A 23,575-nucleotide genomic window follows, 5' to 3' on the forward strand; every position below is an offset into this window, starting at 1 on the left:
GTCTGATACAGCATATGTCAGATTCGTGGACGACGTTCCGTCGCCCGGGCCGCTACCTGAGCCCGGCTGCCGAACGCGAGCTTCTCCGGATGTGGGCCATGCGGGCGTCGGCGGTCCGAGCCGGCTCCCGGCGCCACGAGGTGCTCGCAGTTGTCCAGGATCAGCACAGCACGTCGGACCGGCCCCTCGTCGAGATGCTGGCCCGGCGCACCTAGGTAGGTGTGTAGGTAGATCGGCGAATGCCGCAGCGGTCCGGCCGGGTGAGGCTGACGAGAGCCGGGGGTGACGCCCGCCACGAAGTCAGGAGGCTGCTGCCATGACCGAGATCAGCGAGGAACGGCGGACCTCGGCGGAGCGCCGTTACGTACGGTTCGCCGTGATCGGTGACCGGGCGGGCGGTTGGCCGCGGACCCTCGCCGGCGTGCTGGCCGCGGCGCACGACGTCTCCTGGTACGACGCGTCGGCGGCCGGCGCCACGGCGTACGACGTGCGGCGGGTGCAATTGCGGGAGGCGGTCGCGCACCGGCCGCACCTGGTGGCGTTGAAAGCCGGCGTCTCCGGCCGGGACTGGGACGTGTCCGAGGTCCGCTCCCACCTGACCCACTGCGCGCGGGTGCTCACCCAGCGCGGCGCCGTTCTGCTGACGACGGGCGTCGGCCGCCAGGTGCGGTGGCACCGGCGCCGGGCCTCGGAACTCGACGGGATCTACGACGAACTGGCCCAGCGGTTCGGCTCGCTCCACCTCGACCACGCGTCGAGCGCCGCCGCGGTGGCGAACGGGTTCGCGGGCGCCCTCCACTTATAGGCCGAGCGCGACGGCCAGGCGCTCGGTGTGGTGCGCGGGCGAACCGAGCAGGATGCGGTCGGTCGTCGCCCGTTTGAAGTACAGGTGGGCGCTGTGCTCCCAGGTGAAGCCGATCCCTCCGTGCAGCTGGATCGCGGCCGCTGCCACGTCGTAGTAGGCCTCGGAGCACACGACCTTGGCCGCGCTCACCGCCGTGGCCAGATCCGGGGCGTCCTCCTCGACCGCCCGGACGGCGTCCTCCAGCGCCGCCCGGGCGAGCTCGGTGCGGATCAACATGTCGGCGAGCGTGTGCTTCACCGCCTGGAAGGAACCGATCGGGCGGCCGAACTGGTAACGGGTCAGCGCGTACTCCGTCGTGACCTCGAGCATTCGCCGCGCGCCGCCCACCTGATCGGCCGCCAGCCCGACCGAGGCGACCTCGGTGGCCCCGGCGATCAGCTCGGGCCCTGCCCCGGGCCGGCCGACCGGCGTGGCCGCGGTCGCCTCCAGGCCGACCCGGGCGAACCGTCTCGTCCGGTCCATCGCGGGAAGCGGCTCCGACCAGGCGGCCCGCGCGTCGACCAGGAAGATCGAGACCAGGCCGTCGTGGCGGGCCGGCACCAGGAGCAAGTCGGCGGCCTGGCCGTCGAGGACCTGGGGGACCGTCCCGGTCAACCGCCAGGCCTCACCGTCCGCCGCCGCGACCACTGTCGTCTCCGCCGGGGACCCGTGCCCAGGGAGAGCGACAGTGCACACCAGCGTCCCGCCGGCGATGCCCGGCAGAACCGCCCCCATCGCGCTCCGGTCCGCGGACCTGGCCAGGAGCGTGGCGCTCAGGAGGACGCTCGACAGGAACGGCCCCGGGAACAGGGTGCGGCCGAGCTCCTCACCCGCCACCACCAGCTCGCGCAGCCCGCCGCCGGCCCCGCCGTACTCCTCGGCGACGGCCAGCCCCTGGACGCCGATCTCGGTGGCCAGCCGCTGCCAGGCCGCGCGGTCGAATCCGTCGGTGGAATCCAGGTGCCGGCGCACGACCGGCTCGGGGGCCGTGCGCGTCAGCATCCGCCGCAGGGCCTCCCGGAAATCGCGGAGCTCGTCGGCGTCAGCCACGGCGGAGCGACGAGTAGGGAAGGTCCGTGTCGACCCGCGGCTCGGCCGGCAGCCCGAGCACGCGCTCGGCCAGGATGTTGCGCATGATCTCGGTCGTCCCGCCTTCGATGGAGTTCGCCCGGGAGCGGAGGAAGAGGCGGCGGGGATCCCGGGGCGCCGGGTCGTAGAGCAGCGCTTCGTCGCCGAGGAGATCGAGGCAGAGCTCGTAGCCGGCCTGGTTTAGCTCGGCGAAGCCGATCTTGCTCGCCGGCCCGGACGCTCCCTCGGTCCGCCCGGCGTAGAGGCGGAGGACGTGGCCACGCAACCAGAGCCGGACCAGGCGGGAGCGCAGTGCCGGATCGCGGCCGTCCCGCTCGCCGTAGAGGGCGAGCGCCAGCTCGACGGGGCCGCTCTCGGTCGCCTTCGTGCCGAACATGTCGCGCTCGCTGCTCAGCGTCGACATCGCGACCTTCCAGCCCGCGCCGACCGGGCCGAGCCGGTCGGCGTCGGGGATCCGGACGTCGGTGAGGTACACCTCGCTGAATTCGGCCTCGCCGGTGATCTGGCGCAGCGGCCGGATCTCGACGCCCGGGGTCGCCAGGTCGAGCACGAAGTAGGTGAGCCCGCGGTGCTTGGGCTGGTCCGGATCGGTGCGCGCCAGCAACATGCCCTTCCGGGACGAGGTGGCCATCGACGTCCACACTTTCTGGCCGGTCACCCGCCAGCCGTCCTCCTCGCGGACGGCCCGGGTGTCGATCGCGGCGAGGTCGGAGCCCGCCCCGGGCTCGGAGAACAGCTGGCACCAGCGTTCGCCGGTGGCGATCGCCCGGAGATAGCGATCCTGCTGCTCCGCCGTGCCCCACGCGAGCACGCTCGACGCGCCCATCGAGTACGCCGGCCGGCTCTCGACCTGGAGGTTCGGCGCCCCGGCCGCGGTGAGCAGCTCGAACACCGCGCGCTGGGCGTCCCGCTCGGCACCGATCCCGCCGCGGCCGACGGGGTGGTGCACCCAGGTCAGCCCGGCGTCGTACTGCGCGGCCAGGAACGCGGCCCGGCCGACGGACGCCGGGGGATGCTCCCGGAGGAGGCGCTGGGTCAGGGCCTCGGGGCTCATCGACTGACCCAGGCCTCGAGACTCGTCGGCAGCGCTCGTGCCGCGGCTCCGCCCTGCTTGCCGGTGGCCCCGATCACCAGGGCTTCGTTCATCTGCGTCTCCAGTCAGGACGTCGTGTAGCCGCCGTCGACGACCAACGTGTCGCCGGTGTGATAAGCCGAGGCGTCGGACGCGAGATAGACCGCGGGGCCGGCGAAGTCCTCGCCCGTACCCCAGCGCCGCAGCGGCACGCGCCGGAGGATCGCCTCCTGCACCTCCGGGCGGTCGAAGCTGCCCTCGGTCAGCCCGGTGCGGATCCAGCCGGGAATGATCGTGTTCGCCCGGATGCCGTGCCGCCCGAACTCGGCCGCGAGCCCCTTCGTGACCGAGACGAGTGCGCCCTTCGCGGCGGCGTACGACTGCAGGGTGGGTGCACCCCGGACCGCGGAGACGCTCGACGTGGTCACCAGCGAGCCTCCGGGATCGCCGGCCTCGGCCCGCGCGACCATGTGCCTCGCGGCCTCGCGCAGGGTCCACAGCGCGCCCTCGAGGTCGATCGCCAGCACCCGGCGCAGCTCGGCCGGGCCGAGGTCCAGGAACCGGGTCCGGCCTCCCACACCCGCGTTCGCGAACACCGCGTCGATCCGGCCGAGAGATCCGGCCGCGGCCTCGACGGCCGACGCCACCGCGTCGGGGTCGCTCACGTCGACCACGGCCGCCTGCACCCGGCCGCCGCACTCCGCCAGCCGGCCGGCGGCGCGGTCGAGCTTCTCGGCGTCCCGGCCCCAGATGACGACGGCGGCCCCGGCCCGCGCCAGACCCTCGGCCATGCCGAGACCGATCCCGCCGCTGCCGCCCGTGACCAGCGCGACCTTACCGGTCAGATCGAACGGGCCGGTCAGACCGAACGGGCCGCGCGTCGCTGTCATGGTGCCGAGGCTCGCCGGTTCCCCGGGCCCGGTCGAGCACGGCGTTCAGCAGAGCGGACCGACGCTCGTCGCGAGTCGCCCCGGCCGTGGCGCTCGGATCAGCCGGAGCCACCGAACACGTCAGGACGCCGCGTCGGCGGGCTCCTCGTGGACGGCGTTGAGCGTCGGCAGGCCGGTATCGGCGGCCGCGTGGACGTGATCGGAGCAACGGCGGGCGGCGAGCTCGGCGTCCCGCATCCGGATCGCGCGGGCCAGCGCCTTCAGCTCCTCGGCCGACTGCACCGGACGGCCGGGCTGGGAGAGCGACCGGGCCCGGAGCACCCTGACCCGCCCCTGCAGCCCGCTGAGCAGCTGCCACAGTGCCGGGCTGGCCGCGCCCCGGCCGAGCACGCCGTAGAAGACGTCCTTGGCCGTCAGCATTTCCGGCACCTCGTGGTCGTCGTCCGCGATCTCGGCGTAGGCGTCGACCGCGGCGACCAGCTCGTCGACGGTCTCGTCGTCGGCCCGCTCGACGAAGTGGCGGACGACCAGCGCCTCGATGGCCACCCGCGCGGCGTACAGGTCGGCCGCGTCGGCGGGAGTGATCGACGCGACCACCGCTCCACGCTGCGGGATCACCTCGACGAGCCCCTCGCTCTCGAGCTCGCGGAGTGCCTCCCGCACCGTGGTCCGGGAGACGCCCAGCCGCTCGATCAGCTCGCGCTCGACCAGCCGCTCGCCTTCGGGCAGAGCCAGGGAGAGGATCGCGTTCCGAAGGGCCTCCGCCGCTTGCGCCCGCAGAGGCGCGGCCGTGCGCTCGGCAACGGTCGGTACCGACCAGGTTGAGTTGTTCTTGCTCCGAGCCACCGGCCGATCATACCGTCCGTCAGGATTCGCCCCGGATGCTCGGCGGGGAGCCCCGCCTCGCCGGCGCTCCCCGCCCGGGCCCGGTTCACCCGAGGTAGGCATCGATCAACGCCCGTCCCTCGCCGCCCACCGACGCGGCCACGTCCTCCTCGACGATCCGCCCGCCGGACAGGACGTAGATCCGATCGCAGACCTGCAGCGCCAGGTCGACGCGTTGCTCGACGAGCAGGATCGAGCGGCCCGCCTCGCGCAGCGCGGCCAGCCCCGCCGCCATCGCGTCGATCGCCAGCGGCGCCAGTCCCAGCGACGGCTCGTCCAGCAGCATCACCGCCGGATCGCTCATCATCATCCGTCCGATCGCCACCATCTGCTGCTCGCCGCCGGACAGCGCCGACGCCGGCCGGGACCGGTACCGCTCGACCACCGGGAACAGCGCGAAAACCTCGTGCATCAGCGCGTCGACGCGACGCCGGTCGCGGCGCAGATGCAGCCCGCCCAGGCGGAGGTTGTCCTCCACGGTCTGGTCGAGGAAGAGTCGCCGTCCTTCCGGAACCAGCCCGATCAGGCCGCGCGCGATCCGGTGGGTGGGGTAGGAGGTGATGTCGGTTCCGTTCACCTCCACCGTTCCGCGCCGGTGCGAGACCAGGTTGAGCAGCGCGCGGAGCGCCGTCGTCTTCCCGGCGCCGTTCGGGCCCAGCAGGGCGACCGCCTCCCCGGGCTGCACCTCCAGGTCGATCCCGTGCAGGACGTCGAAGCGCCCGTACCCCCCGCTGAGGCCGGTGGTTCGCAGAGCCGGAGTGTTCATTGGCCTAGGTACACCTCTCGCACTCGGCTGTCGTTGCGGACCTCGGCGGCGCTGCCGGTCGTGATCAGCTGGCCGGCGGCCAGCACCGTCACTTCGTCGCACAGCCGGAAGATGAACTTGGTCTGGTGCTCGACGACGATCACCGTGACACCGGCGTCGCGGAGCCGGTCGAGGATCCCGGCCACGTGCTCGACCTCACCGGCCGAGAGACCGGCGAGCGGCTCGTCGAGCAGCAGGACGGAGGGCCGGGCGACGGTGGCCGCCGCGAACTGCGTCAGCATCTCGATGCCGTGCGGTGCGTCGGCGACCCGCGCCACCCCCCAGCGCGGGGCCAGCCCCAGCTCGCCGAGGGCCTGGTCGGCCTGCTCGTGGATCCGCCGATCGGTCCGGCGGGAGCCCGGCAGCACCGGCCAGAGCGGTGCCCGGCCGAGCAGCCGCGGGGTCGTGCTGTACGTCCCGATGCCGACGTTCTGCCGGGCGGCCAGCTCGCGCACCAGCACCGGGGTCTGGAACGTCCGGGACAGGCCGCGGCCGGCGCGGGCCGCGGCCGGACGGTCGTCGATCCGTTCGCCGACCGCGGAGATCGTGCCCGCGTCCGGTCGCAGCTGTCCGCTGATCAGGTTGACCAGCGTGCTCTTCCCCGACCCGTTCGGACCGATCAGGCCGTGGATGGTTCCCCGCCGTACGGTCATGTCGACGTCGTCCAGCGCCCGGACGCCCTTGGTGTAGCTGAACGTCACACCCCGGACGGCCAGCGCCGGCTCGTCGGACGCCGGGATCTCGCGTGGCCCCAGCACGGCCGGCGTGACGTCCGGCACCGCGACCGGCGGGCGGAAACGGCGGGCCAGCTGGCCCGACAATCCGACCACACCCTGCGGCAGGAACACGATGACCAGCAGGAAGACCAGGCCGAACAAGGCTTCCTGCTGGAACGGGTCGATCGCGACGACGACCGGGAACGCGCTGACGAAAACCGCTCCGAGAAGCGGGCCGATCCGCGTGTTGATCCCGCCCAGGATCACCATGACCAGAATGTTCACCGAGACGTTCCAGGTGAACTGGCCCGGCGAGACGAATCCGAGGAACGAGAACACCCAGCCCGCGACCCCGGCCAGCGCCGACGAGAGGCCGAACACCAGCACCTTGACCACTGACGTCCGCACTCCGGCGGCGGCCGCGAACGGTTCGGCGTCACGGATCGCGAGCAGCACCGGATACATCGGCGAGCTGCGGATGCTCCAGACGATCGCCACGGTGGCCAGCAGCGCGAGCCCGGCGGCCCAGGCCACGGACGAACCGAGGCCGGACAGCGACAGCGGGAAGTCCGGGAACGTCGGCCCGGGGAGGCCCTGCAGACCGCCGGTGAAGTCCAGGTCGCTCAGCAGGACGCCCACGACCAGCGTGAAGATGAACGTGGTGATCGCGAAGTAGAGGCCGCTGACGCGCAGCGAGAGCGAGCCGAGCAAGATACCGACCAGCCCGACCCCGACGATCACCAGCGGCAGCAGCAGGAAGACGTTCGTGCCGAAGTGGCTGTTCAGCAGCGTCGTCGTGTACGCACCGAGGGCGAACAGGCCGGCGTGGCCGAGCGAGTACAACCCGGTGACGCCGGCCGCGAGGTCGAGGCTGACCGCGAGGATGCAGAACACCGCGGCGGTGAGCGCCACGTTCTGCCAGTAGTAGGAGCCGCGCGCGACGCCGAGGATCGCGACCAGCGCCAGCACGAGCAGCACGGGTGACCGGAACCTCATGCCACCACCCGCTTCCCGGCCAGAGTCACGGTGAAGAGCCCGTTGGGCGCCACCAGCAGCACGAGGATCACGACGACGAACGGGAACCAGTCCGACGCCTGCGAGTTGATGTACGTGTTCGCCCCGACCGAGAGGACGCCCAGCAGCAGCCCGCCGCCCAGCGCCGCCGACGGCCGCTGGATCCCGCCCAGCATCAGCGCGACGAACCCGAAGATGCCGTACGTGCCGCCGAGATACGGGTTGGCGTAGGTGATCGGGCCGACCAGCACCCCGGCCACCCCGGCCAGCAGGCCGCCGAGCGCGAACGCCCCGACCGCGTACCCGGTCACCCGGGCACCGATCGCCCGGGCGGTGTCCGGGTCGCTGGAGATCGCCATCGCGACCTTGCCCAGGAGCGTGCGCCGCCGGACCAGTTCGAAACCGGCCACGGCGAGCACGGCGCAGCCGATCGCGATCAACTCCTGGCCGGAGATCGAGGCCCCCAGCAGGTGGACGACGTGGTGGTGCAGCAGCACCGGGAAACTGCGTGACGTCGGCCCCCAGATCATCGCGGCCACCGACTCCAGCACGATCGCCACGCCCAGCGTGCTCACCAGCCAGGCGAAACTGAACCGGTCGAAGCGCAGCACCGGCCGCACCGCCCCGAAGTACACGAGCACGCCCAGCCCGGTCGACGCCACGAGCCCGACGACGATCGCCAGCACCGACGGGAGCCCGGCCGAGGCCAGCGCCCCGGTCACCATGACCGCGGCCATGAGCAGCTGGCCGGTGGCGAAGTTGATCACCCGCGTCACCGAGAACACGAGCGCGAACCCCATCGCCACCAGGCCGTAGATCGCTCCGATGGCCAGGCCGCTGAAGAGGACCTGAATCATGCCGCCGGCACCCAGGCCTTCGACTTCGCGTCGAACTTCACCACGGTCAGCTGGTCGGCGTTGATCGTCGTGTGCTGCTTCTCGGTGAACGTCAGCTTGCCGGTCAGCCCGTCGAAGTCGGTGATCTTGTTCAGCTGGTCCCGGATCGCCTGCGGCTTGGTCGACTTCCCGGCCTCGATCGCCTGCTTCAGGATGTAGACCGCGTCGTAGCTGAGCTCGGCGAACGGCGTCGACGCGACCCCGTACTTCGCCTTGTAGTCGGCCTGGAACTTCGCGAGGCGGGGGCTCGGCGTGACGTCGGTGGTCAGCAGCGCGGAGACCATGCCGTCGCCCTGGGTCTTGGCCAGGTCGCCGAACGTCGCGTCGGCCGAGGTCTCGTCGTTGCCGAGCACGGTGAACTTGGCGCCGAGCGCGTTGGCCTCCTGCATGAACGAGGCCTGGTCCTGCGGGGTCAGCCAGACGTCGACGCAGTCGATGCCGGCCGAGCGGATCTTCTCGATCTCGGATTTCAGGCCGACGGTGGCGCCGGTGGACCAGTTCTCGGTCACGGCCGAGATCAGGTCGATCTTCTTGCCCTGCTTCTCGTACTCCTGCTCGAAGCCGGCCCGGCCGCCCTTCCCGTAGTCGCTCGGGTCGTGGACGATCGCCAGTTTCTGGCAGTTCTTGATCGCGTAGTCGGCCAGCGCGCCGCCCCAGGCGAACGTGTTGAGGCTGGTGCTGAACGCCCAGGCGTGCGGGTCCTTGTCGGGCCCGTCGGGGTAGATGGTGAGGCCGCCGTCGTCCACGGCGCCGAGCACCGGGATCTTCTTCTGGTCGGCCAGGCTCGCGGTGGTCGGGCCGGTGTCGGGCGAGCCGACGATCGCCACCGCGCCCTTGCTGAGCAACTTGTTGAAGAGCTGGCTGGACGTGGTCGCGCTGGCGCCGTCGTCGTACCCCTCGAAGACGACCTTCTTGCCGTCGATGCCGCCCTTGGCGTTGATCTCGGCGACCGCCATCTTGGTCGCGTTGAAGACCGCCTGGCCGGTGCTGCCGTAGGCGCCGGTCGTCCCGGCGATCGCTCCGAGCAGGATCGAATCCGAGCTCGAGCCGCTGCCGGAGCCGCAACCCGCCGCCGCCAGCACGGAACACAGGGCGGCTGCTAACACAGTGCGTTTCATGGAGGCACCCGTCCGGTGGAGGACGCCTTCGTCGCATCCACCTGTCAGTTCGTAAGACCGTATGACAATCTGGCCGGGACTATCGCCTCGATGTGAACAAGTTGTCAAGAGCCCCAGGTGAATCGCTGCGCCCTCTTGTTCACTTTGTATGACGGTCATATAGTCCAGCGACATTAGGCAGGTTCGGGCGCAAGGAGGCAACGGTGTCGAGCGTCAAATCGGTGTGGTCGGTCAAGTACGGCGGCCGGATCGTCCGCAAAGCGGACGTCTTCCACGACTACGCGCAGTACGGGCTGCCCGACGGCGACCTGGACATGCACTACAACTTCTGGGTGATCCGTACTAATGATGGCAAAATAATTCTGCAAGACACCGGTTACGACATTCCGAAGAAGGACTGGCTGGGCGAGATCAGCGAGACGCCGACGCCGGAGGGCCTGGCGCTGATCGGCGTCGACCCGGCCGAGGTCGCGATGGTGCTGTGCAGCCACTTCCACTACGACCACATCGGCTACCTGGGCCTGTTCACGAACGCTCAGGTCGTCGCCGGTCAGCGCGAGTGGGACTACTGGATCGGCAAGCTCGAGGCGAACCAGCTCGAGGGCGAGTTCTCCACCGCCGACGACCTGGCCGCGGTGATCGCGGCCAAAGAGGACGGCCGGCTCCGGCTCGTCGCCGAGGAGACCGAGGTCGCCCCGGGCATCACCGTCTACCCGATCGGTGGCCACTGCCCGGGTGAGCTGCTGACCCGCATCGAGACCGCATCGGGCGGGCTGATCCTCGCGATCGACGCGGCACACTTCTACGAGCAGGTCGAGCACGAGTGGCCGTTCTTCGCGTTCACCGACCTGCACGAGATGCAGGACGGCCTCGCGTTCATCAACCGGCTGGCCCGGGAGACCGGGGCCACGGTGATTCCCGGTCACGACGCCCGGACCCGGGACCGTTACCCGGCCGTCGAGGGCCCGGCCGGCGCGATCGCCACCGTCCTGGCGTGAGCGACGCGCTCTGGCAGGTGACGATCGCCAAGTACGGCCGGCGCGCCACGGTCCGCAGCGACGTCTACCTGAACCACCACCTGTACGGCGAGCCCGACGGTCCGATCGGCATGGACTACTTCGTCTGGGTGATCCGCAACGCGCGGCGGACGATCCTGGTCGACACCGGCTTCTCCGCGCACGGTGGTGCGGTCCGCGGGCGGGACACCGTGCAGACCCCGGACGAACTGTTCGAGCGTCTGGACGTGGGTGAGCAGCCCACCGTGCTGATCACCCACGCGCACTACGACCACATCGGAAACCTCGACCGGTTCCCCGGCGCGCCGGTGGTGCTGGCCCGCCGGGAGTTCGAGTTCTGGACGGGGCCGCTGCGGCGCAAACCGCTCTTCCACCACTCGGTGGAGGAGACCGAGCTCGATCACCTGGCCCGGGTGGTGGCCGACGGCCGGGCGACGCTGTTCGACGGCGCGTACCAGGTCGCGCCGGGCGTCGAACTGCTCGAAGTCGGCGGGCACACCCCGGGCCAGAGCGTGGTCACGGTCGCCACGAGCGCCGGGCCGGTGCTGCTGGCCAGCGACGCGGTGCACTACTACGAGGAATACGAGCGGGAGATGCCGTTCACGTCGGTGGCCGACCTGGTTGGCATGTACACCGCCTTCGGCCGGATCCGGTCGCTGGTGGACGCCGGGGAAGTGGAGCACGTCGTCGCCGGGCACGACCCGTCGACGCTCGCCCGCTTCGGCGCCGGGCCGGACGCGCTGACGGCGACGATCGGGGAGCTGCCATGAGGAAGGACGAACAGTGAAGATCGGTTTCATCGGCCTCGGGAACATGGGCGGCCGGATGACCGCCTGCCTGGTCCGGGCCGGCCGGGAGGTGGTCGGTTTCGACGTGCGCGACGGGCTGGCGCAGAGCGTCGGCGCGACTCCGGCCGCGTCGCCCGCCGGCGTGATGGACGGCGCCGACGTGGTGCTGCTGTCGCTGCCCGACAGCACGGTCGTCGAGAGCGTGGTGCTGGGGGAGTCCGGAATCCTGGCCCGGGCCCGGAAAGGCCAGGTCGTGGTCGACCTGAGCACGGCCGAACCCTCGTCGACCGAGCGCCTGGAGGAACTTTTCCGCGCGCAGGGCGTCGCCTATCTGGACGCCGGGATCTCGGGCGGTGCCGCAGCCGCGGACCAGGGCCGGCTGACGCTGATGGTGGGCGGGAGCGCGGAGGCGCTCGAGACCGTCCGCCCGGTGCTGGACGACTTCTCGGCCAAGGTCTTCCACATCGGATCCAGCGGCGCCGGGCACGCGACCAAGCTGCTGAACAACTTCCTCAACGCGGTTGCGCTCGCCGCCACCGCGGAAGTGATGGTGGCCGCGCGGAAGGCCGGCCTGGACCTGGAGACCGTGCTGGAGGTCTTCAACGCGAGCTCGGGCGTCAATTTCGCGACGCTCAACCGGTTCCCGAAGATCATCCACGGCGACTACCTCAAGGGCGGCCTGACCAACACGCTGATGATGAAGGACGTCACTCTCTACGCCGACTACGTCAGCCGGCTCGGCGTCGCCAGCCTGAACGTCGCCGGACCGCTGGCCAGCTTCGGCCTGGCCCGCCAGCTGGGGTACGCCGACGAGATCAGCAACACGGTCGTCGACGCGATCGGCGACATCTCCGGCGGCGTGCGGCTCTCCGATCCCGAGGGAACACAGTGATCATCGTTCCGCCGGCCGAACAGGCCGGCACCGCAGGCAAGCGCGGTTCGCAGTTCTCCGGCGACGCTTTTCCGTACCTGACGATGTCCGCGGACGGCGTCACGATCAACACGGTCAGCTTCACCCCGGGAGCCCGGACGTTCTGGCACTCGCACGAGTCCGGTCAGATCCTGCAGGTGCTGGCCGGACGAGGTCTGATCCAGGCCGACGGCGAGCCGATCCAGGTGATCAGGACCGGCGATGTGATCTGGACGCCGCCCGGCGAGACGCACTGGCACGGGGCCGCGCCGAACTCGTTCCTGACCCACGTGGCGATCTCGCTGGGCACGACCGCCTGGGCCGCCGCAGTTCCCGACGCGGAGTACCGCGACCCGACCGAGCAATAGGAGCACGTTGATGACCGAGACCCCGTTGAACAGCGAGACCTACGAGAAGGGGCTGGGCATCCGTCGTGCCGTGCTCGGCACCGAGCACGTGAACCGCTCGCTGGAGCAGGCGAGCGACTTCACCCGTCCGGTGCAGGACCTGGTGACCGAGTACTGCTGGGGCGCGGTCTGGGGCCGGCCGGGGCTGGAACGCAAGACACGCAGCCTGCTCAACCTGGCCATGCTCACCGCGCTCAACCGCAACCACGAACTGGCCGTGCACGTCCGGGGTGCGATCGGCAACGGCGCGACCGTCGAGGAGATCCAGGAGGTGTTGCTCCAGGCCGCGGTGTACGTCGGGGTACCGGCCGCGCTGGAGTCGTTCCGGGTCGCCGAGCGGGTGCTCGCCGAGATGGACGCGGCCGATGAGTGAGATCCGGACGGTCGGCTTCGTCGGGCTGGGGAACATGGGCCTGCCGATGGTGACCCGGCTGGTCTCGGCCGGCTTCGCCGTCCGGGCCTACGACCGCTCGGGGTCGGCGGTGGCCAGGGCCGAGGAAGCCGGTGCGACCGGGGTGGAGAGCGCCGCGGCGGCCGCCGACGGTGCGGAGGCCGTCGTGCTGATGCTCCCGGATTCAGCCGTCGTCTCCGCCGTCGTGCGGCTTCTGGCCGACGCTCTGCAGCCGGGCGCCCTCGTCGTCGATTGCAGTTCCAGCGAGCCGCTCGTGACCCGGGCGCTGGCGGAGGAATTGGCCAGCCACGGCGTCCGGATGATCGACGCCCCGGTGTCCGGCGGGGTCAAGGGCGCCGAGAAGGGCTCGCTCACCGTGATGGTCGGTGGCGCCGACGAGGACGTCGCCGCGGCCACCCCGGTGCTGACGGTCTTCGGCCGGGTCGTGCACGCGGGTCCGGTCGGTTCGGGTGACGCGGTCAAGGCGCTGAACAACCTGCTCTCGGCCACCCACCTGCTCGTCACCAGCGAAGCGATCCTGGCCGGGCAGCGGTTCGGGCTGAAGCCCGAGGTCATGCTGTCGGTGTTCAACGGTTCCAGCGGGCGCAGCGGATCCACCGAGAACAAGTGGCCGAACTTCATCCTCCCGGGCACCTACGACTCGGGCTTCGGCCTGCGGTTGATGCTCAAGGACATGCGGATCGCGGTGGGCCTGGCCGAGCAGACCGGCCGCCCGGCGCGGCTCGGCGCGGACGCGGTCGCGCTCTGGGCCGAAGCGGCCGACGCGTTGGAGGCGAGCGCGGACCACACCGAGATCGCCCGCTGGCTCGGGGAGGACTCGTGACGACCGGCCCGGAGTGGGACCGCGTCCGTCGTCTGGACCCGGAGTTCCACGACGCCTGCGTGCGGTTCGCCGACGTGCCGCGCAAGGGTGGGCATCTCGACCCCAAAGTGCGCGCGTTCGTCCACATCGTCGTCGATGCAGCGGTCACGCACCTGCACGAGCCGGGCGTGCGGCAGCACGTCGCTGCCGCGCTGGCCGCCGGAGCCTCGAAAGCCGAGGTCATGGAGGTGCTCGAATGCACCGCGACGCTCAGCATCCACGCGATGAACGTCGGCATCCCGGTCTTGCTGGAGGTACTCGAAGAGCGCGGTGAGCGGACCGGACCGGCGCCACTGGACGCACGGCAGGAGGCGCTCAAGGCCGACTTCACCGCCCGCCGCGGCTACTGGAACCCCACCTGGGACGAGATGCTCGAGGTGGCGCCGGACCTCTTCGAGGCGTACACCGACTTCTCGTCGGTGCCCTGGAACCACGGTCACCTCTCGCCGATGGTCAAGGAGCTGCTCTACATCGCGTTCGACACCTCGGCGACGCATCTCTATCGGGTCGGGCTGAAGCTGCACATCGAGAACGCGCTCGGCTACGGCGCCACCCCGCAGCAGATCATCGAGGTGATGGAGATCGCCACGCTGATCGGCATGCAGTCGGTGACGCTCGGAGCCGCCTTCCTGGACAGTTAGTTCCCGGGCCTGGAGGTCAGGTGCGCTTCGCCAGTTCCTCGGCGAGGACGGGTGCCGCGACGGCGACCGATTTGATGCCGATCAGGCTCGAGAGCTCCATGACCTCCAGGATCTCCCCGACGCTCGCGCCGTGGTTCAGCGCGTTCCGGATGTGCAGCTTGGTGCCCGGGACGTAGAGGTGCGTGGCGGCGATGTCGTAGGAGATGTAGATCAGTTCCTTCTCCGCAGGCGTGAGCGGACCGGTCTTCCACGGCGTGGTGGAGAACCGGGTGTAGGCCTCGAACATCTCCGGGTCGAGCTCGAGCATCTCGTTCCAGAAGTCGTGCCAGTACCCGCGCTCGCGGGTGAACCAGGCCTTGAGCTCCTCCTGGTGCTCGGTCAGCGGCGCCGGGCCGGTACGCCCCCGCTCCTCGAGCACCTCGACCAGCAGCGGGACGCCGATGTTCATCGCGTGGATCCCGACCGTGGCGGTCAGCTCCAGCACCTCGAGGACCTCGGCCGGAGTGGCCCCGAGGTCCAGGGCGCGGCGGACGTGCCCGGCCACGCCGCCGGCATCCAGATGGGTGGCGGCCGAGTCGACGGCGAGCCGGACGAGAGCCCGGAACTTCTCCGTGAGCAGGCCTTTGCGCACCGGAACCTCGGCCATGGCGGTGTAGGCGGCCACGAAGTCCGGATCGATCGCGAGCACGGTTTCCCAGTACTCCGGCCACTCCCCGTGCACAGCGGTGAACTGCGCTTTGATCTCGTCCTCGGTGGCCACGGCGCCGCCCTCCCGCTCACAGGGTTATTGTCATACCGTAATCCAAGAACCCGTTGAATGGTGGCCCGGCCCGGCGCGAGAGTTACCCTCCTGCTCGATGGACGTTCCCGAGGGCTTCAGCCCCACCTTCATCCTGGTCCTCAACCTGCTGGGGACGTTCGTGTTCGGCCTCAGCGGTGGGCTGGCGGCCGTGCGAGCGCGCCTCGACCTCGTCGGCGTGGTAGTGCTCGCGGCGGTCGTCGGGCTGGCCGGAGGCATCGCCAGGGACGTCCTGATCGGTGCGCCGCCGGCCACGTTCCGGGACTGGCGCTACCTCGCGGCCGCCGCGGCCGCCGGCGCGGTCTGCTTCTTCGCCGGACGGGTCCTCGAGCGCGTCGAACGCAGCGTGATGTTCTTCGACGCCCTGGGCCTCGGCCTGTTCGCGGTGACCGGCGCGACCAAGGCGCTGCGTTTCGGGCTGGGGCCGGTGCAGGCCATCCTGCTCGGCGCGATCACCGGGGTGGGCGGGGGAGTGCTCCGCGACGTCATGCTGCGGGAGGTCCCGACCGTGCTGCGCGAGGGCCTGTACGCGGTACCCGCGCTGATCGGGGCCACCGTCCTCGTCGTCACGCAGCGGGCCGGTGGCACGAGCCCGGTCTTCCCGGTGCTGGGTGCGCTGCTGTGCATCGCGGTGCGACTCGTGGGCGTGAAGTACCGGATCAACGCACCCCGGCCCCGCGACCCCACCGACCGGCCCGGGCCGGGCTGACCTCAGAGATTCAGGAACGAGTCGACGCCGATCGTCTTGAGCACCTCGGCCCGGGTCTCGGGGCACTCGGCCTTGGTGCCCGCCTCCATCGCGTCGCGGTCCGGGATTCCCGACTTCGAGTTCTTGTCGTACCAGTCGGCGATGTCGCTCGTCGCCTGGGCCAGTGCGCCGACTTCCGATCCGACGGCCTTCCACCCCGGTAGCGCGCCCTTCAGATACGCGCACAGCGCGGCCGGGTCGACGTCGCCGCCACTCCCGGAGGTGGCGGTGGCGGAGGCGGTGGTTCCGGTGGTGGTCGGGGCCACCGAGGGGGCCGGGTCGTCGGTGCTCCCGGTACTGCATCCGGCCAGCACCAACGCGGCCGCGACGGGTAGTAACAGGATTCTGATGCGCATGGCCGTCATCTGAACACGAATTACACGTCAGAAGGGTGGGGGTCGGCCGTACTCGGGGCGGATCAGGCCGCTCTCGTAGGCGGCGATCACCAACTGGGCCCGGTCGCGGGCCTCGAGTTTCGTGAGCAGGCGACTGACGTGCGTCTTGGCGGTCAGCGGGCTGATCGTCAGCGCCTCGGCGATCTCCTGATTGGTCAGCCCGCCGCCGACCAGCGTCAGTACCTCCTGCTCGCGGGCGGTGAGTCCGGCCAGGTCCTGGGGGCGGGCCACGCTCTCCGGCCGGGTCAGGAACCGCCGGACCAGCAGCGTCGTGGCGGACGGCGAGAGCAGCGACTCACCCGCCGCCACCGTCCGGATCCCGTCCAGCAGCACCGCCGGCTTGGTGTTCTTGGCGAGGAAGCCACTGGCTCCGGCGCGGAGCGCGGCGACCACGTTCTCGTCGTGCCCGAACGTGGTCAGCACCAGCACGCGGACGCCGGTCAGCTCCGGATCGGCCACGATGGCTCTGGTGGCCTCGATCCCGTCCTGGTCCGGCATCCGGATGTCCATCACGACGACGTCCGGCCGCTCGCGCCGGGCCAGCGCGACCGCCTCCCGGCCGGTGCCCGCCTCGCCGGCCACGGTCATGTCGGCGGCGGTGCCCACCAGCAGCGCGAACGCCCCGCGGACCAGGTCCTGGTCGTCGGCGAGCAGCACCCGGATCATGCGGGCACCGGCAGTACCGCTTCCACGGTGAACCCGTCCGGCCCGGCCGACGCCCGCAGCGTCCCGCCCACCGAATGCGCCCGTTCGGTCATCCCGACGATCCCGTGACCGGACCCGCCCGCGGTACCTCCGGAACCGTCGTCGCTGACCCGTACCCGCACCGCGTCCGGCGCGTACTCCACCACCACCCGCACCTGCCGGGCCCCGGCGTGACGCACCACGTTCGTCAGCGATTCCTGGACGATCCGGTACGCCGCGACCTCGTGCGCCGGCGGGAGCGCCACCGGCTCGCCGACGATCTCCAGCGTCGCCTCCGGCCCGGGCCCGCGTACCGCCTCGACCAGCGCCGAGATCCGGCTCACGGCGGGCACCCCGTCCACGAGCGCGGGATCGTCGCCGCGCAGCACGTCCAGGATCCCGGCCACCTCCGCCATCCCGGCCCCACCGGCCTCCGCGATGCCGTCCAGCGACGTCCGCACCGCCGCCAGCGTCGCCGCGTCCGGCTCCGGCGCGGCCGCGAGCAGATGCGCGGCCACGCCGGACTGGACGGTGATCTGGGCCAGGCTGTGCGCGAGGACGTCGTGCAGGTCGCGGGCGATCCGGACCCGTTCCTCGGCGGCTCGCCGCAGCATCGCCTGCTCCCGGGCGTACGCGGCCCGGGCGTCCCGCTCGGCGACCTCGGCCCGGTAGGCCCGGTGCACCCGCACCGCCTCGCCGAGCGTGAACGCCACCGCCACCCAGACCAGCGCGTCGACCAGCGCCGGGATCGGGCCCTCCGGCTCGGTGCCCACCACCACGAGCACGATCAGCACCCCGAGCCCGACGCCGGTCAGGACGCTGCGCCGGCGACTGCCGGTCACGGCGACCGAGTAGACCGCGACGAGGACGCCCAGCACCGGCGGCTGAACCGGGTAGTCGCGCAGCTGGAACGTGACGATTCCGACCACGTTGACCGCCAGCGCTGCCAGCGGCCACGGCCGCCGGATCAGCACCGCCGCGCTGGTCAGCACCACGATCGTGATCGCGACCGGGTCCGGGGACCAGTGCGACTTCTCGCTGAAGTACGCGGCCAGCGTCAGCCCGCACACCGCGAGCGCGAGCGCCACGTCCCGGACCATCCGCACCATCGGATTATCGTCGATCGTCCACGAGCGGAGCGGCGACGGCGACCCGCGCGGGCCACCAGATCCGCGGGCCCGCGAGCAACACCACCGCCGGCACCAGGACCGACCGCACCAGGAACGTGTCGAGCAGGACGCCGAACGCGACCAGCACGCCCAGCTCGACCATGAACACCAGCGGTAGCGTTCCGAGCACCGCGAACGTGGCCGCGAGCACCAGACCGGCCGACGTGATCACGCCTCCGGTGCCCGCCAGCGCGTGCTGGATGCCCAGCGGAGTTCCCCGCACCGCCGATTCCTCGCGGGCCCGCGTCATCAGGAAGATCGTGTAGTCGACGCCGAGCGCCACCAGGAACAGGAAACCGAGCAGCGGCACCGTCGCCTCGCGTCCGCCGAAGTGGAAGAAGTGAGCGAACGCGAACGAGGCCCCGCCCAGCGCGGCGGCGTACGACAGGACGACGCTCGCGACGAGCACCACCGGCGCGACCACCGCCCGCAGCAGCAGGCCGAGGATGACCAGCACCACCGCGAGCACGAGCGGGATCACCACCCGTTCGTCGCGGGCCGCGGCGTCGTCGGTGTCGCGGTCCTCGGCCGCGGCACCGCCGACGGCGGCGTGCGGATCCTGCCGGTGCACGACCGCGCGGACCCGCCCGACCGCGGCCGACTCGCCGTCCGACCCGGCCGCCGCGGACGGGAACGCCAGCACCTCGGCGCGCCCGCCCCCGGTCGCGCCGGGCACCACGCGGACGATCCCCGGTGTCGTCCGGAGCGCGGCGATGACCTCGGCGGCGGCGTCCGGCGTGGTCAGGACGGACAGCGGACGCCCGGCCCGGTCCGGGAAGTGCGCCGCGAGGAGCGCGTACCCGGACACCGACTCGGGCCGCTGCGTGAACCGGTCGGCCTCGGTCAGCGGACCGAGGCTCGTCACCAGTCCGGCCGCGAGCACGCCGAGCAGCACGGTCGAACCGACGGCGGCCGGCACCGGGCGGCGGGCCAGCCCGCGGCCGAGCGCGGTCCAGCGCCGCGCCTGCGGCACCGGCGTGCCGGGCGCCGGGATCCGCGGCCAGAACACCCGGCGGCCGAGCAGCACGAGCAGGGCGGGGAACAGCGTGGACATCGCCAGCAGCGCGCTCAGCACCCCGGCCACGCCGACCGGCCCCAGGCCCCGGGTGTTGTTGAGGTCGGCGGCCAGCAGGCAGAGCAGCCCGGCGGACACCGTGGCGGCCGACGCGATCACCGCAGGCAGCGTGCGCCGCAGCGCCGCGCCCATCGCCGCGGACACCCGCTCGTGCCGCCCGAGTTCCTCGCGGTACCGGGCGACCAGCAGCAACGCGTAGTCGGTGGCCACCCCGAACACCAGCACGGTGAGGATTCCCGCGCTCTGCTGGTTCACGGTCACGCCCGCGGTGCGCGCCAGCACGTCCACCACCGCACGGGAGAGCAGCGCCGCCGCGCCGACCGACACCAGCGGGACCAGCCAGAGCACCGGGCTGCGGTAGGTCAGGATCAGCAGGGCCGCCACCACCAGGCCGGTGATCAGCAGCAACGTCCCGTCGATCCCGTCGAACACCGCGTCCAGGTCGGCACCGAGCGCGGCCGGTCCGGTGACCGCCACGGTCAGGCCGGCCGGACGGTCGTCCACCGCGGCGCGGGCCGCCGCCACGACGCCGTCACCCTTCCGGTCGATCGGCACGGACAGCGCCATCGCGGTTCCGTCCTTCGAGATCTGGACGGTCGGGGGCGAGCCGGCCGCGCTCGAGAACTGGGCGGTGAGCGTCGCGAGGTGCCGCCCGGCGGCCGCCCGGTCGGCGGCGGTGACGCCACCGGACCGGTGGTAGACGACCTGGAGGTCCTCGTCCGGCGGATCCGGCAGGCTGTCCTTCCAGGCGGCGACCTCGGTCGACTCGGCGCTCGACGGCAGGTAGTCGGTCGCGCGGTCGACGGTCACCGTGCCGAGGTGCGACGCGAGCGGCCACACCGCGGCCAGCAGCGCGATCCAGAGCACCACGACGGCCCAGGGCCGGTAGCGGTCGGCGATTTTCACGGGTTCTCCCGGTCGGAACGGAAACGCGGACGCACCGAAGCGTCGCGTCCGGACCGGGGCCGGGTCGTCGGCGTGCAGTGGGCAGTCGGGCGTACTCCCGCCGGAGTACGCCCGACCGGCGTCAGCCCGGGAGACCACCCACCGCGGCGTGGGCGGGGAGGCGCGTGGTGACCGTCGTACCGGTCGGGGCCGACCGCACCTCGCACTCGCCGCCCAGCTCCGCGGCCCGCTCGGTCATCGAGGTCAGGCCGATCCCGGACCCGGTGCGGCGCGGATCGATGCCGGTGCCGTTGTCGGCGACGGTCAGGATCAGCTCGTCGACGTCGACGGTCAGCCTCAGCACCGCCCTGGTCGCGGCCGCGTGCCGGACGGTGTTGGCCAGTGCCTCGGCCGCGATCCGATAGATCGCCAGCTCCGCGAGCGGCGACAGCGGCCCCGATTCGTCCGGCAAATCGGCACGGACCCGCAGCGACGGGGTGGTGTACCGGTCCGCGAGGTCCGCGAGGGCCGCGCGCAGGCCGAGCCGGTCGAGAGCCGGCGGCCGCAGGTCGTCGGTGATCCGGCGCATCTCGGTCAGCACGTCGCGCAAGTCGTCCGAGGCACCGGCCAGCAGCGGCCGGACCGGGACCTCCGGGGGGAGCAACGCGACGGCGGCCTCGATCCGCAGCCGGACCGCGGCCAGCGCCGAGCCGATCCCGTCGTGCACGTCCCGGCGCAACCGGCTGCGCTCCTCCTCGCGCACGGTGACGAGCCGGGCCCGGCTGCTCGCGAGCTCCTCCTCCAGCAGCACCGCGGCCACCGCCGTGGCGGCCAGATCGGCCAGCGGCCGCAGCGCCGCGTGGTCGAGTTCGTCCAGGGTGGCCTGCCCGGAGCGGGGCATCACCAGCAGCACGCCGACCAGCCGTCCGTCGTGGCGCAGGTCGAGCGCCTCGGCCCGGCCGGGCGTGAGGTCGCCGACGGCGGCCAGCTCCCGGACGCCGTTCGCGACCGTGACGCGCAGCGCGGCACCGGGCAGCCGCAGGGCGTTCACGACGACCTGGCAGACGGCGTTCGGCACCTGGTTCGCGCTGGTGCCGTCGCGGACCCGCGCGGCCAGTTCCCGGGCGAGCTGGTAGGGCTCGGCCCGGTCGCCGTAGAGCATCCGGTCGACCCGGCGCAGCACCTGCCCGCTGACCGAGCGCAGCACCAGGCCGAGGGGTGCCGAGAGCACGGCCAGAGCGGCGAGCATCCGGGCACTGCGGCCGGGCAGCACCAGCGACATCGCGGCGGCGGCTCCGACGTAGAAGACGGCCAGCAACATCACCGGCACCGCGACGGCCAGCGTCCGCCGGGCGGCCCGGTCGAGGTCGTAGAGGCGGGTCTGCAGGACCGTGTAGCCCAGGGCCACCGGCCAGAGCGCCGCGGTCGCGACCTTCCCGGCCGCGATCCAGACCGACCAGTGGTCGTGCTGGCGAATCCCTTCCTCGAGCATCAGCAGGACGAAGGGCGGCAGGATCAGGACGATCCGGCGGCGCTGGAGACGGGTGGCGGTGCGCCACTGGGTCAGCGGGTACACGCAGATCACGGCGATCAGTCCCCAGCCGGTCACCAGCAGGAACGGCTGGATCGCCCGATCGATCGGTACCCAGCCCGGTGCGAACAGCGCGTTGCCGACCGTCGTCGTACCGGGGTGCCACGCAGGCAGGGCCAGCAGCCGGCTGATCTCCGTGGGCAGGATCACGACGGCCAGCCCGGCGGCGAGCAGCCGCGCCGGGCGACCGGCCAACCGGCCGGTGGCGAGGAACAGCGGCAGCAGCGGATAACCCCAGCGTGGCAGCTCCCACAGTGCGTACTCGGCGTAGAGCGCCACTTCGACGCCCGGCGTGACCGTGGTGACGAACCGCAGCCAGGTGTCGAGGCACGCGGCGGCGGCCAGCAGGGTCGCCGAGCACAGCAGCAACCAGCCCAGGCCCGGAGCCGTCCGGCGGGCGACGAGCAGGTAGCCGACCACGGCGACCGGTGCGCCGCCGGCCACCCACTGGACGAGCTCGATGGCGGCCACCGGGTTGCCGGGCCAGTGACCGAGGTAGACCGCGATCTCGGTCACGGTGCCCAGAACGCCGAGGGTCGCGAGGACGGACGCGATCCAGAGCCCGGGCCAGCGATTGCTCACAGTGGACACCGTAGTCAGGCGACAGAGCGTCGAATGTCGGGTTTGCGTCGGTCGGCGAGTGGGGTCGCCTGGTATGAAGGGCCCGTGCTGGAACTACGGCTGTTGGGTCCGATGGAGGCGCGCTGGCAGGGCGAACCGGTCGATCTCGGTTCGCGTAAGGCCCGTTTCGTGCTCGCGGTACTGGCGCTGGAGCCCAACCGGCAGGTCAGCGTCGATCGGCTGGTCGGTCTGTTGTGGCCGGTCCGGCCGCCGCGGACGGCCGAGCACGCGGTGCAGGTCGCGGTCTCGGCGGCCCGCGCCGCGCTGGGCCGGATCCCCAGCGGGGTGACGCTGACCCGGCAGGGCGCCGGCTACCTGCTGCGCTGCGATCCGCAGTGCGTCGACGTCCACCGGTTCCGGACGCTGCTGGCCGAAGCCCACGAGCAGAGCGACGGTCGGCGGCAGGTCGACCTGCTCGACGTGGCGCTGAGCCTGTGGCGCGGCGATCCGCTCGGCGACTGCGCGCCGGCGGAGATCCGCGGCACGCTGCTCGCGGGACTGGACGAATCCCGTCTCGCGGCGATCGAAGACCGCCTGGACGCCCGCTTGCGGCTCGGGCAGCACCGGGCGGTGCTCGACGAGCTGACCGCGCTGGTCACCCGGCACCCGCTGCGGGAACGGCTGGTCGGCCAGCTGATGCTGGCCCTCTACCGGGACGGCCGGGCCGGGCACGCGCTGGCCGCGTACCGGGAGGCCCGCGAGCGGTGGGCCGAGGAACTGGGCCTGGATCCCGGTGCGGAGCTGGCCGGCCTGCAGGCGGCGATCCTGCGTTCCGACCCGTCACTCGCCCTACCGGCCGTCGCGGCCCCACCGGCCGTGCCCCGGGTGCGGGTCCTCCTGGTCGACGACCATCCGGCCTTCCGGCTCGGCCTGCGCGCGGTCCTGGAGACCGATCCCGGCTTCGTCGTGGCCGGTGAGGCCGGCGATGTCGGCGAGGCGCTCGACCTGGCCGCCACGGCTGCGCCGGACGTCGTGGTGATGGACCTGCACCTGCCGGACCGCTCGGGTGCGGAGGCCACACGGTTGTTGCTCGCCGCGTATCCGAACCTCGCGGTCATCGTGCTGACCCTCTCCGGCTCGGACGCCGACATCGTCGCCGCGCTGCGCGCAGGCGCCCACGGTTACCTGCTCAAATCCGCCGGACGGGACGAGATCCTCAACGCGCTCCGGGGCGCCCTGCGCGGCACCGCGGTGTTCAGTGCCGAGGTCGCGGCGCGCCTCCGCGGCCTGGTCACACTCTGAT

General features: G+C 72.0%; 25 protein-coding genes. 11 read left to right on the forward strand and 14 right to left on the reverse strand.

What is annotated here, in order from left to right; all coding sequences use genetic code 11:
* The first annotated feature begins 14 nt into the window (after window positions 1-14).
* Both ACIBZJ_RS09175 and ACIBZJ_RS09180 read left to right on the forward strand, forming a co-directional pair.
* Window positions 15-215, forward strand: a complete 201-nt coding sequence (locus tag ACIBZJ_RS09175; RefSeq protein ID WP_395927291.1) for a hypothetical protein — start codon at window positions 15-17, stop codon at window positions 213-215.
* 101 nt (window positions 216-316) lie between these two features.
* Window positions 317-805 carry a hypothetical protein gene (locus ACIBZJ_RS09180; RefSeq protein WP_395927293.1) on the forward strand — a complete coding sequence of 163 codons (489 nt, stop codon included), beginning with the start codon at window positions 317-319 and terminating at the stop codon, window positions 803-805.
* Here the strand turns inward: ACIBZJ_RS09180 and ACIBZJ_RS09185 are convergent.
* The 8 genes from ACIBZJ_RS09185 to ACIBZJ_RS09220 form a co-directional block, all read right to left on the reverse strand.
* Entirely contained in the window at window positions 800-1,894 is a 1,095-nt protein-coding gene (locus ACIBZJ_RS09185; RefSeq protein WP_395927295.1) for an acyl-CoA dehydrogenase family protein, read from the reverse strand. The genes ACIBZJ_RS09180 and ACIBZJ_RS09185 overlap by 6 nt on opposite strands.
* Window positions 1,887-2,987, reverse strand: a complete 1,101-nt coding sequence (locus ACIBZJ_RS09190; protein WP_395927297.1) for an acyl-CoA dehydrogenase family protein — start codon at window positions 2,985-2,987, stop codon at window positions 1,887-1,889. The genes ACIBZJ_RS09185 and ACIBZJ_RS09190 overlap by 8 nt, the downstream gene beginning before the upstream one ends.
* Window positions 2,988-3,091: 104 nt before the next feature.
* Entirely contained in the window at window positions 3,092-3,895 is an 804-nt protein-coding gene (locus ACIBZJ_RS09195) for an SDR family NAD(P)-dependent oxidoreductase (RefSeq protein ID WP_395927299.1), read from the reverse strand.
* 120 nt (window positions 3,896-4,015) lie between these two features.
* On the reverse strand, window positions 4,016-4,741 hold the full coding sequence (locus tag ACIBZJ_RS09200; protein WP_395927301.1) for a GntR family transcriptional regulator: 726 nt from the start codon (window positions 4,739-4,741) through the stop codon (window positions 4,016-4,018).
* 85 nt (window positions 4,742-4,826) lie between these two features.
* Window positions 4,827-5,546 carry an ABC transporter ATP-binding protein gene (locus ACIBZJ_RS09205; protein ID WP_395927303.1) on the reverse strand — a complete coding sequence of 240 codons (720 nt, stop codon included), beginning with the start codon at window positions 5,544-5,546 and terminating at the stop codon, window positions 4,827-4,829.
* On the reverse strand, window positions 5,543-7,297 hold the full coding sequence (locus ACIBZJ_RS09210; RefSeq protein WP_395927305.1) for an ATP-binding cassette domain-containing protein: 1,755 nt from the start codon (window positions 7,295-7,297) through the stop codon (window positions 5,543-5,545). Before ACIBZJ_RS09210 ends, ACIBZJ_RS09205 begins: the two co-directional genes overlap by 4 nt.
* Window positions 7,294-8,172 carry a branched-chain amino acid ABC transporter permease gene (locus ACIBZJ_RS09215; RefSeq protein ID WP_395927307.1) on the reverse strand — a complete coding sequence of 293 codons (879 nt, stop codon included), beginning with the start codon at window positions 8,170-8,172 and terminating at the stop codon, window positions 7,294-7,296. The genes ACIBZJ_RS09210 and ACIBZJ_RS09215 overlap by 4 nt, the downstream gene beginning before the upstream one ends.
* Window positions 8,169-9,329 (reverse strand): ABC transporter substrate-binding protein, encoded by a 1,161-nt coding sequence (locus ACIBZJ_RS09220; protein WP_395927309.1) that lies wholly within the window; start codon window positions 9,327-9,329, stop codon window positions 8,169-8,171. The genes ACIBZJ_RS09215 and ACIBZJ_RS09220 overlap by 4 nt, the downstream gene beginning before the upstream one ends.
* Before the next feature lie 203 nt (window positions 9,330-9,532).
* Between ACIBZJ_RS09220 and ACIBZJ_RS09225 the strand changes: the two genes are divergently transcribed.
* The 7 genes from ACIBZJ_RS09225 to ACIBZJ_RS09255 are packed head-to-tail and all read left to right on the forward strand — an operon-like array spanning window position 9,533 to window position 14,365.
* The gene (locus ACIBZJ_RS09225) at window positions 9,533-10,327 is read left to right on the forward strand and encodes an N-acyl homoserine lactonase family protein (RefSeq protein WP_395927311.1); all 795 of its coding nucleotides are present in this window, start codon (window positions 9,533-9,535) and stop codon (window positions 10,325-10,327) included.
* Window positions 10,324-11,115 (forward strand): N-acyl homoserine lactonase family protein, encoded by a 792-nt coding sequence (locus tag ACIBZJ_RS09230; RefSeq protein WP_395927313.1) that lies wholly within the window; start codon window positions 10,324-10,326, stop codon window positions 11,113-11,115. Before ACIBZJ_RS09225 ends, ACIBZJ_RS09230 begins: the two co-directional genes overlap by 4 nt.
* A 13-nt stretch (window positions 11,116-11,128) precedes the next feature.
* Window positions 11,129-12,025, forward strand: coding sequence for an NAD(P)-dependent oxidoreductase (locus ACIBZJ_RS09235; protein WP_395927315.1), 897 nt, complete (start codon window positions 11,129-11,131; stop codon window positions 12,023-12,025).
* The gene (locus tag ACIBZJ_RS09240; RefSeq protein ID WP_395927317.1) at window positions 12,022-12,411 is read left to right on the forward strand and encodes a cupin domain-containing protein; all 390 of its coding nucleotides are present in this window, start codon (window positions 12,022-12,024) and stop codon (window positions 12,409-12,411) included. The genes ACIBZJ_RS09235 and ACIBZJ_RS09240 overlap by 4 nt, the downstream gene beginning before the upstream one ends.
* Window positions 12,412-12,421: 10 nt before the next feature.
* The gene (pcaC, locus tag ACIBZJ_RS09245; protein ID WP_395927319.1) at window positions 12,422-12,823 is read left to right on the forward strand and encodes a 4-carboxymuconolactone decarboxylase; all 402 of its coding nucleotides are present in this window, start codon (window positions 12,422-12,424) and stop codon (window positions 12,821-12,823) included.
* Entirely contained in the window at window positions 12,816-13,685 is an 870-nt protein-coding gene (locus ACIBZJ_RS09250; RefSeq protein ID WP_395927321.1) for an NAD(P)-dependent oxidoreductase, read from the forward strand. Before pcaC ends, ACIBZJ_RS09250 begins: the two co-directional genes overlap by 8 nt.
* Window positions 13,682-14,365 carry a carboxymuconolactone decarboxylase family protein gene (locus ACIBZJ_RS09255; RefSeq protein ID WP_395927323.1) on the forward strand — a complete coding sequence of 228 codons (684 nt, stop codon included), beginning with the start codon at window positions 13,682-13,684 and terminating at the stop codon, window positions 14,363-14,365. Before ACIBZJ_RS09250 ends, ACIBZJ_RS09255 begins: the two co-directional genes overlap by 4 nt.
* Window positions 14,366-14,381: 16 nt before the next feature.
* Here the strand turns inward: ACIBZJ_RS09255 and ACIBZJ_RS09260 are convergent, their stop codons facing one another.
* A complete protein-coding gene (locus tag ACIBZJ_RS09260; RefSeq protein ID WP_395927325.1) occupies window positions 14,382-15,125 on the reverse strand; it encodes a carboxymuconolactone decarboxylase family protein in 744 nt (247 codons plus the stop codon).
* A gap of 97 nt (window positions 15,126-15,222) precedes the next feature.
* On the opposite strand from ACIBZJ_RS09260, the gene ACIBZJ_RS09265 reads away from it, so the two are divergent.
* Window positions 15,223-15,873: a trimeric intracellular cation channel family protein gene (locus tag ACIBZJ_RS09265; RefSeq protein WP_395927327.1), complete on the forward strand. Its 651-nt coding sequence runs from the start codon at window positions 15,223-15,225 to the stop codon at window positions 15,871-15,873.
* Between the two features lie 2 nt (window positions 15,874-15,875).
* On the opposite strand, the gene ACIBZJ_RS09270 is transcribed toward ACIBZJ_RS09265, so the two are convergent.
* From ACIBZJ_RS09270 to ACIBZJ_RS09290, 5 genes are all read right to left on the reverse strand, one after another.
* Complete coding sequence (locus ACIBZJ_RS09270; protein WP_395927329.1) at window positions 15,876-16,268, reverse strand: hypothetical protein; 393 nt, start codon at window positions 16,266-16,268, stop codon at window positions 15,876-15,878.
* 27 nt (window positions 16,269-16,295) lie between these two features.
* Window positions 16,296-16,973 (reverse strand): response regulator, encoded by a 678-nt coding sequence (locus tag ACIBZJ_RS09275; protein ID WP_395927331.1) that lies wholly within the window; start codon window positions 16,971-16,973, stop codon window positions 16,296-16,298.
* Complete coding sequence (locus ACIBZJ_RS09280; protein WP_395927333.1) at window positions 16,970-18,100, reverse strand: sensor histidine kinase; 1,131 nt, start codon at window positions 18,098-18,100, stop codon at window positions 16,970-16,972. Before ACIBZJ_RS09280 ends, ACIBZJ_RS09275 begins: the two co-directional genes overlap by 4 nt.
* 4 nt (window positions 18,101-18,104) lie before the next feature.
* Window positions 18,105-20,141, reverse strand: coding sequence for an MMPL family transporter (locus tag ACIBZJ_RS09285; RefSeq protein WP_395927335.1), 2,037 nt, complete (start codon window positions 20,139-20,141; stop codon window positions 18,105-18,107).
* Window positions 20,142-20,262: 121 nt separating this feature from the next.
* A complete protein-coding gene (locus ACIBZJ_RS09290; protein WP_395927337.1) occupies window positions 20,263-22,293 on the reverse strand; it encodes an ATP-binding protein in 2,031 nt (676 codons plus the stop codon).
* A gap of 84 nt (window positions 22,294-22,377) precedes the next feature.
* Between ACIBZJ_RS09290 and ACIBZJ_RS09295 the strand changes: the two genes are divergently transcribed.
* Entirely contained in the window at window positions 22,378-23,574 is a 1,197-nt protein-coding gene (locus ACIBZJ_RS09295) for a BTAD domain-containing putative transcriptional regulator (RefSeq protein WP_395927339.1), read from the forward strand.
* The last annotated feature ends 1 nt before the right edge of the window (window position 23,575 follow it).

Origin of the sequence: Cryptosporangium sp. NPDC051539 (assembly GCF_044454545.1) — a bacterium.
Lineage (GTDB): Bacteria > Actinomycetota > Actinomycetes > Mycobacteriales > Cryptosporangiaceae > Cryptosporangium.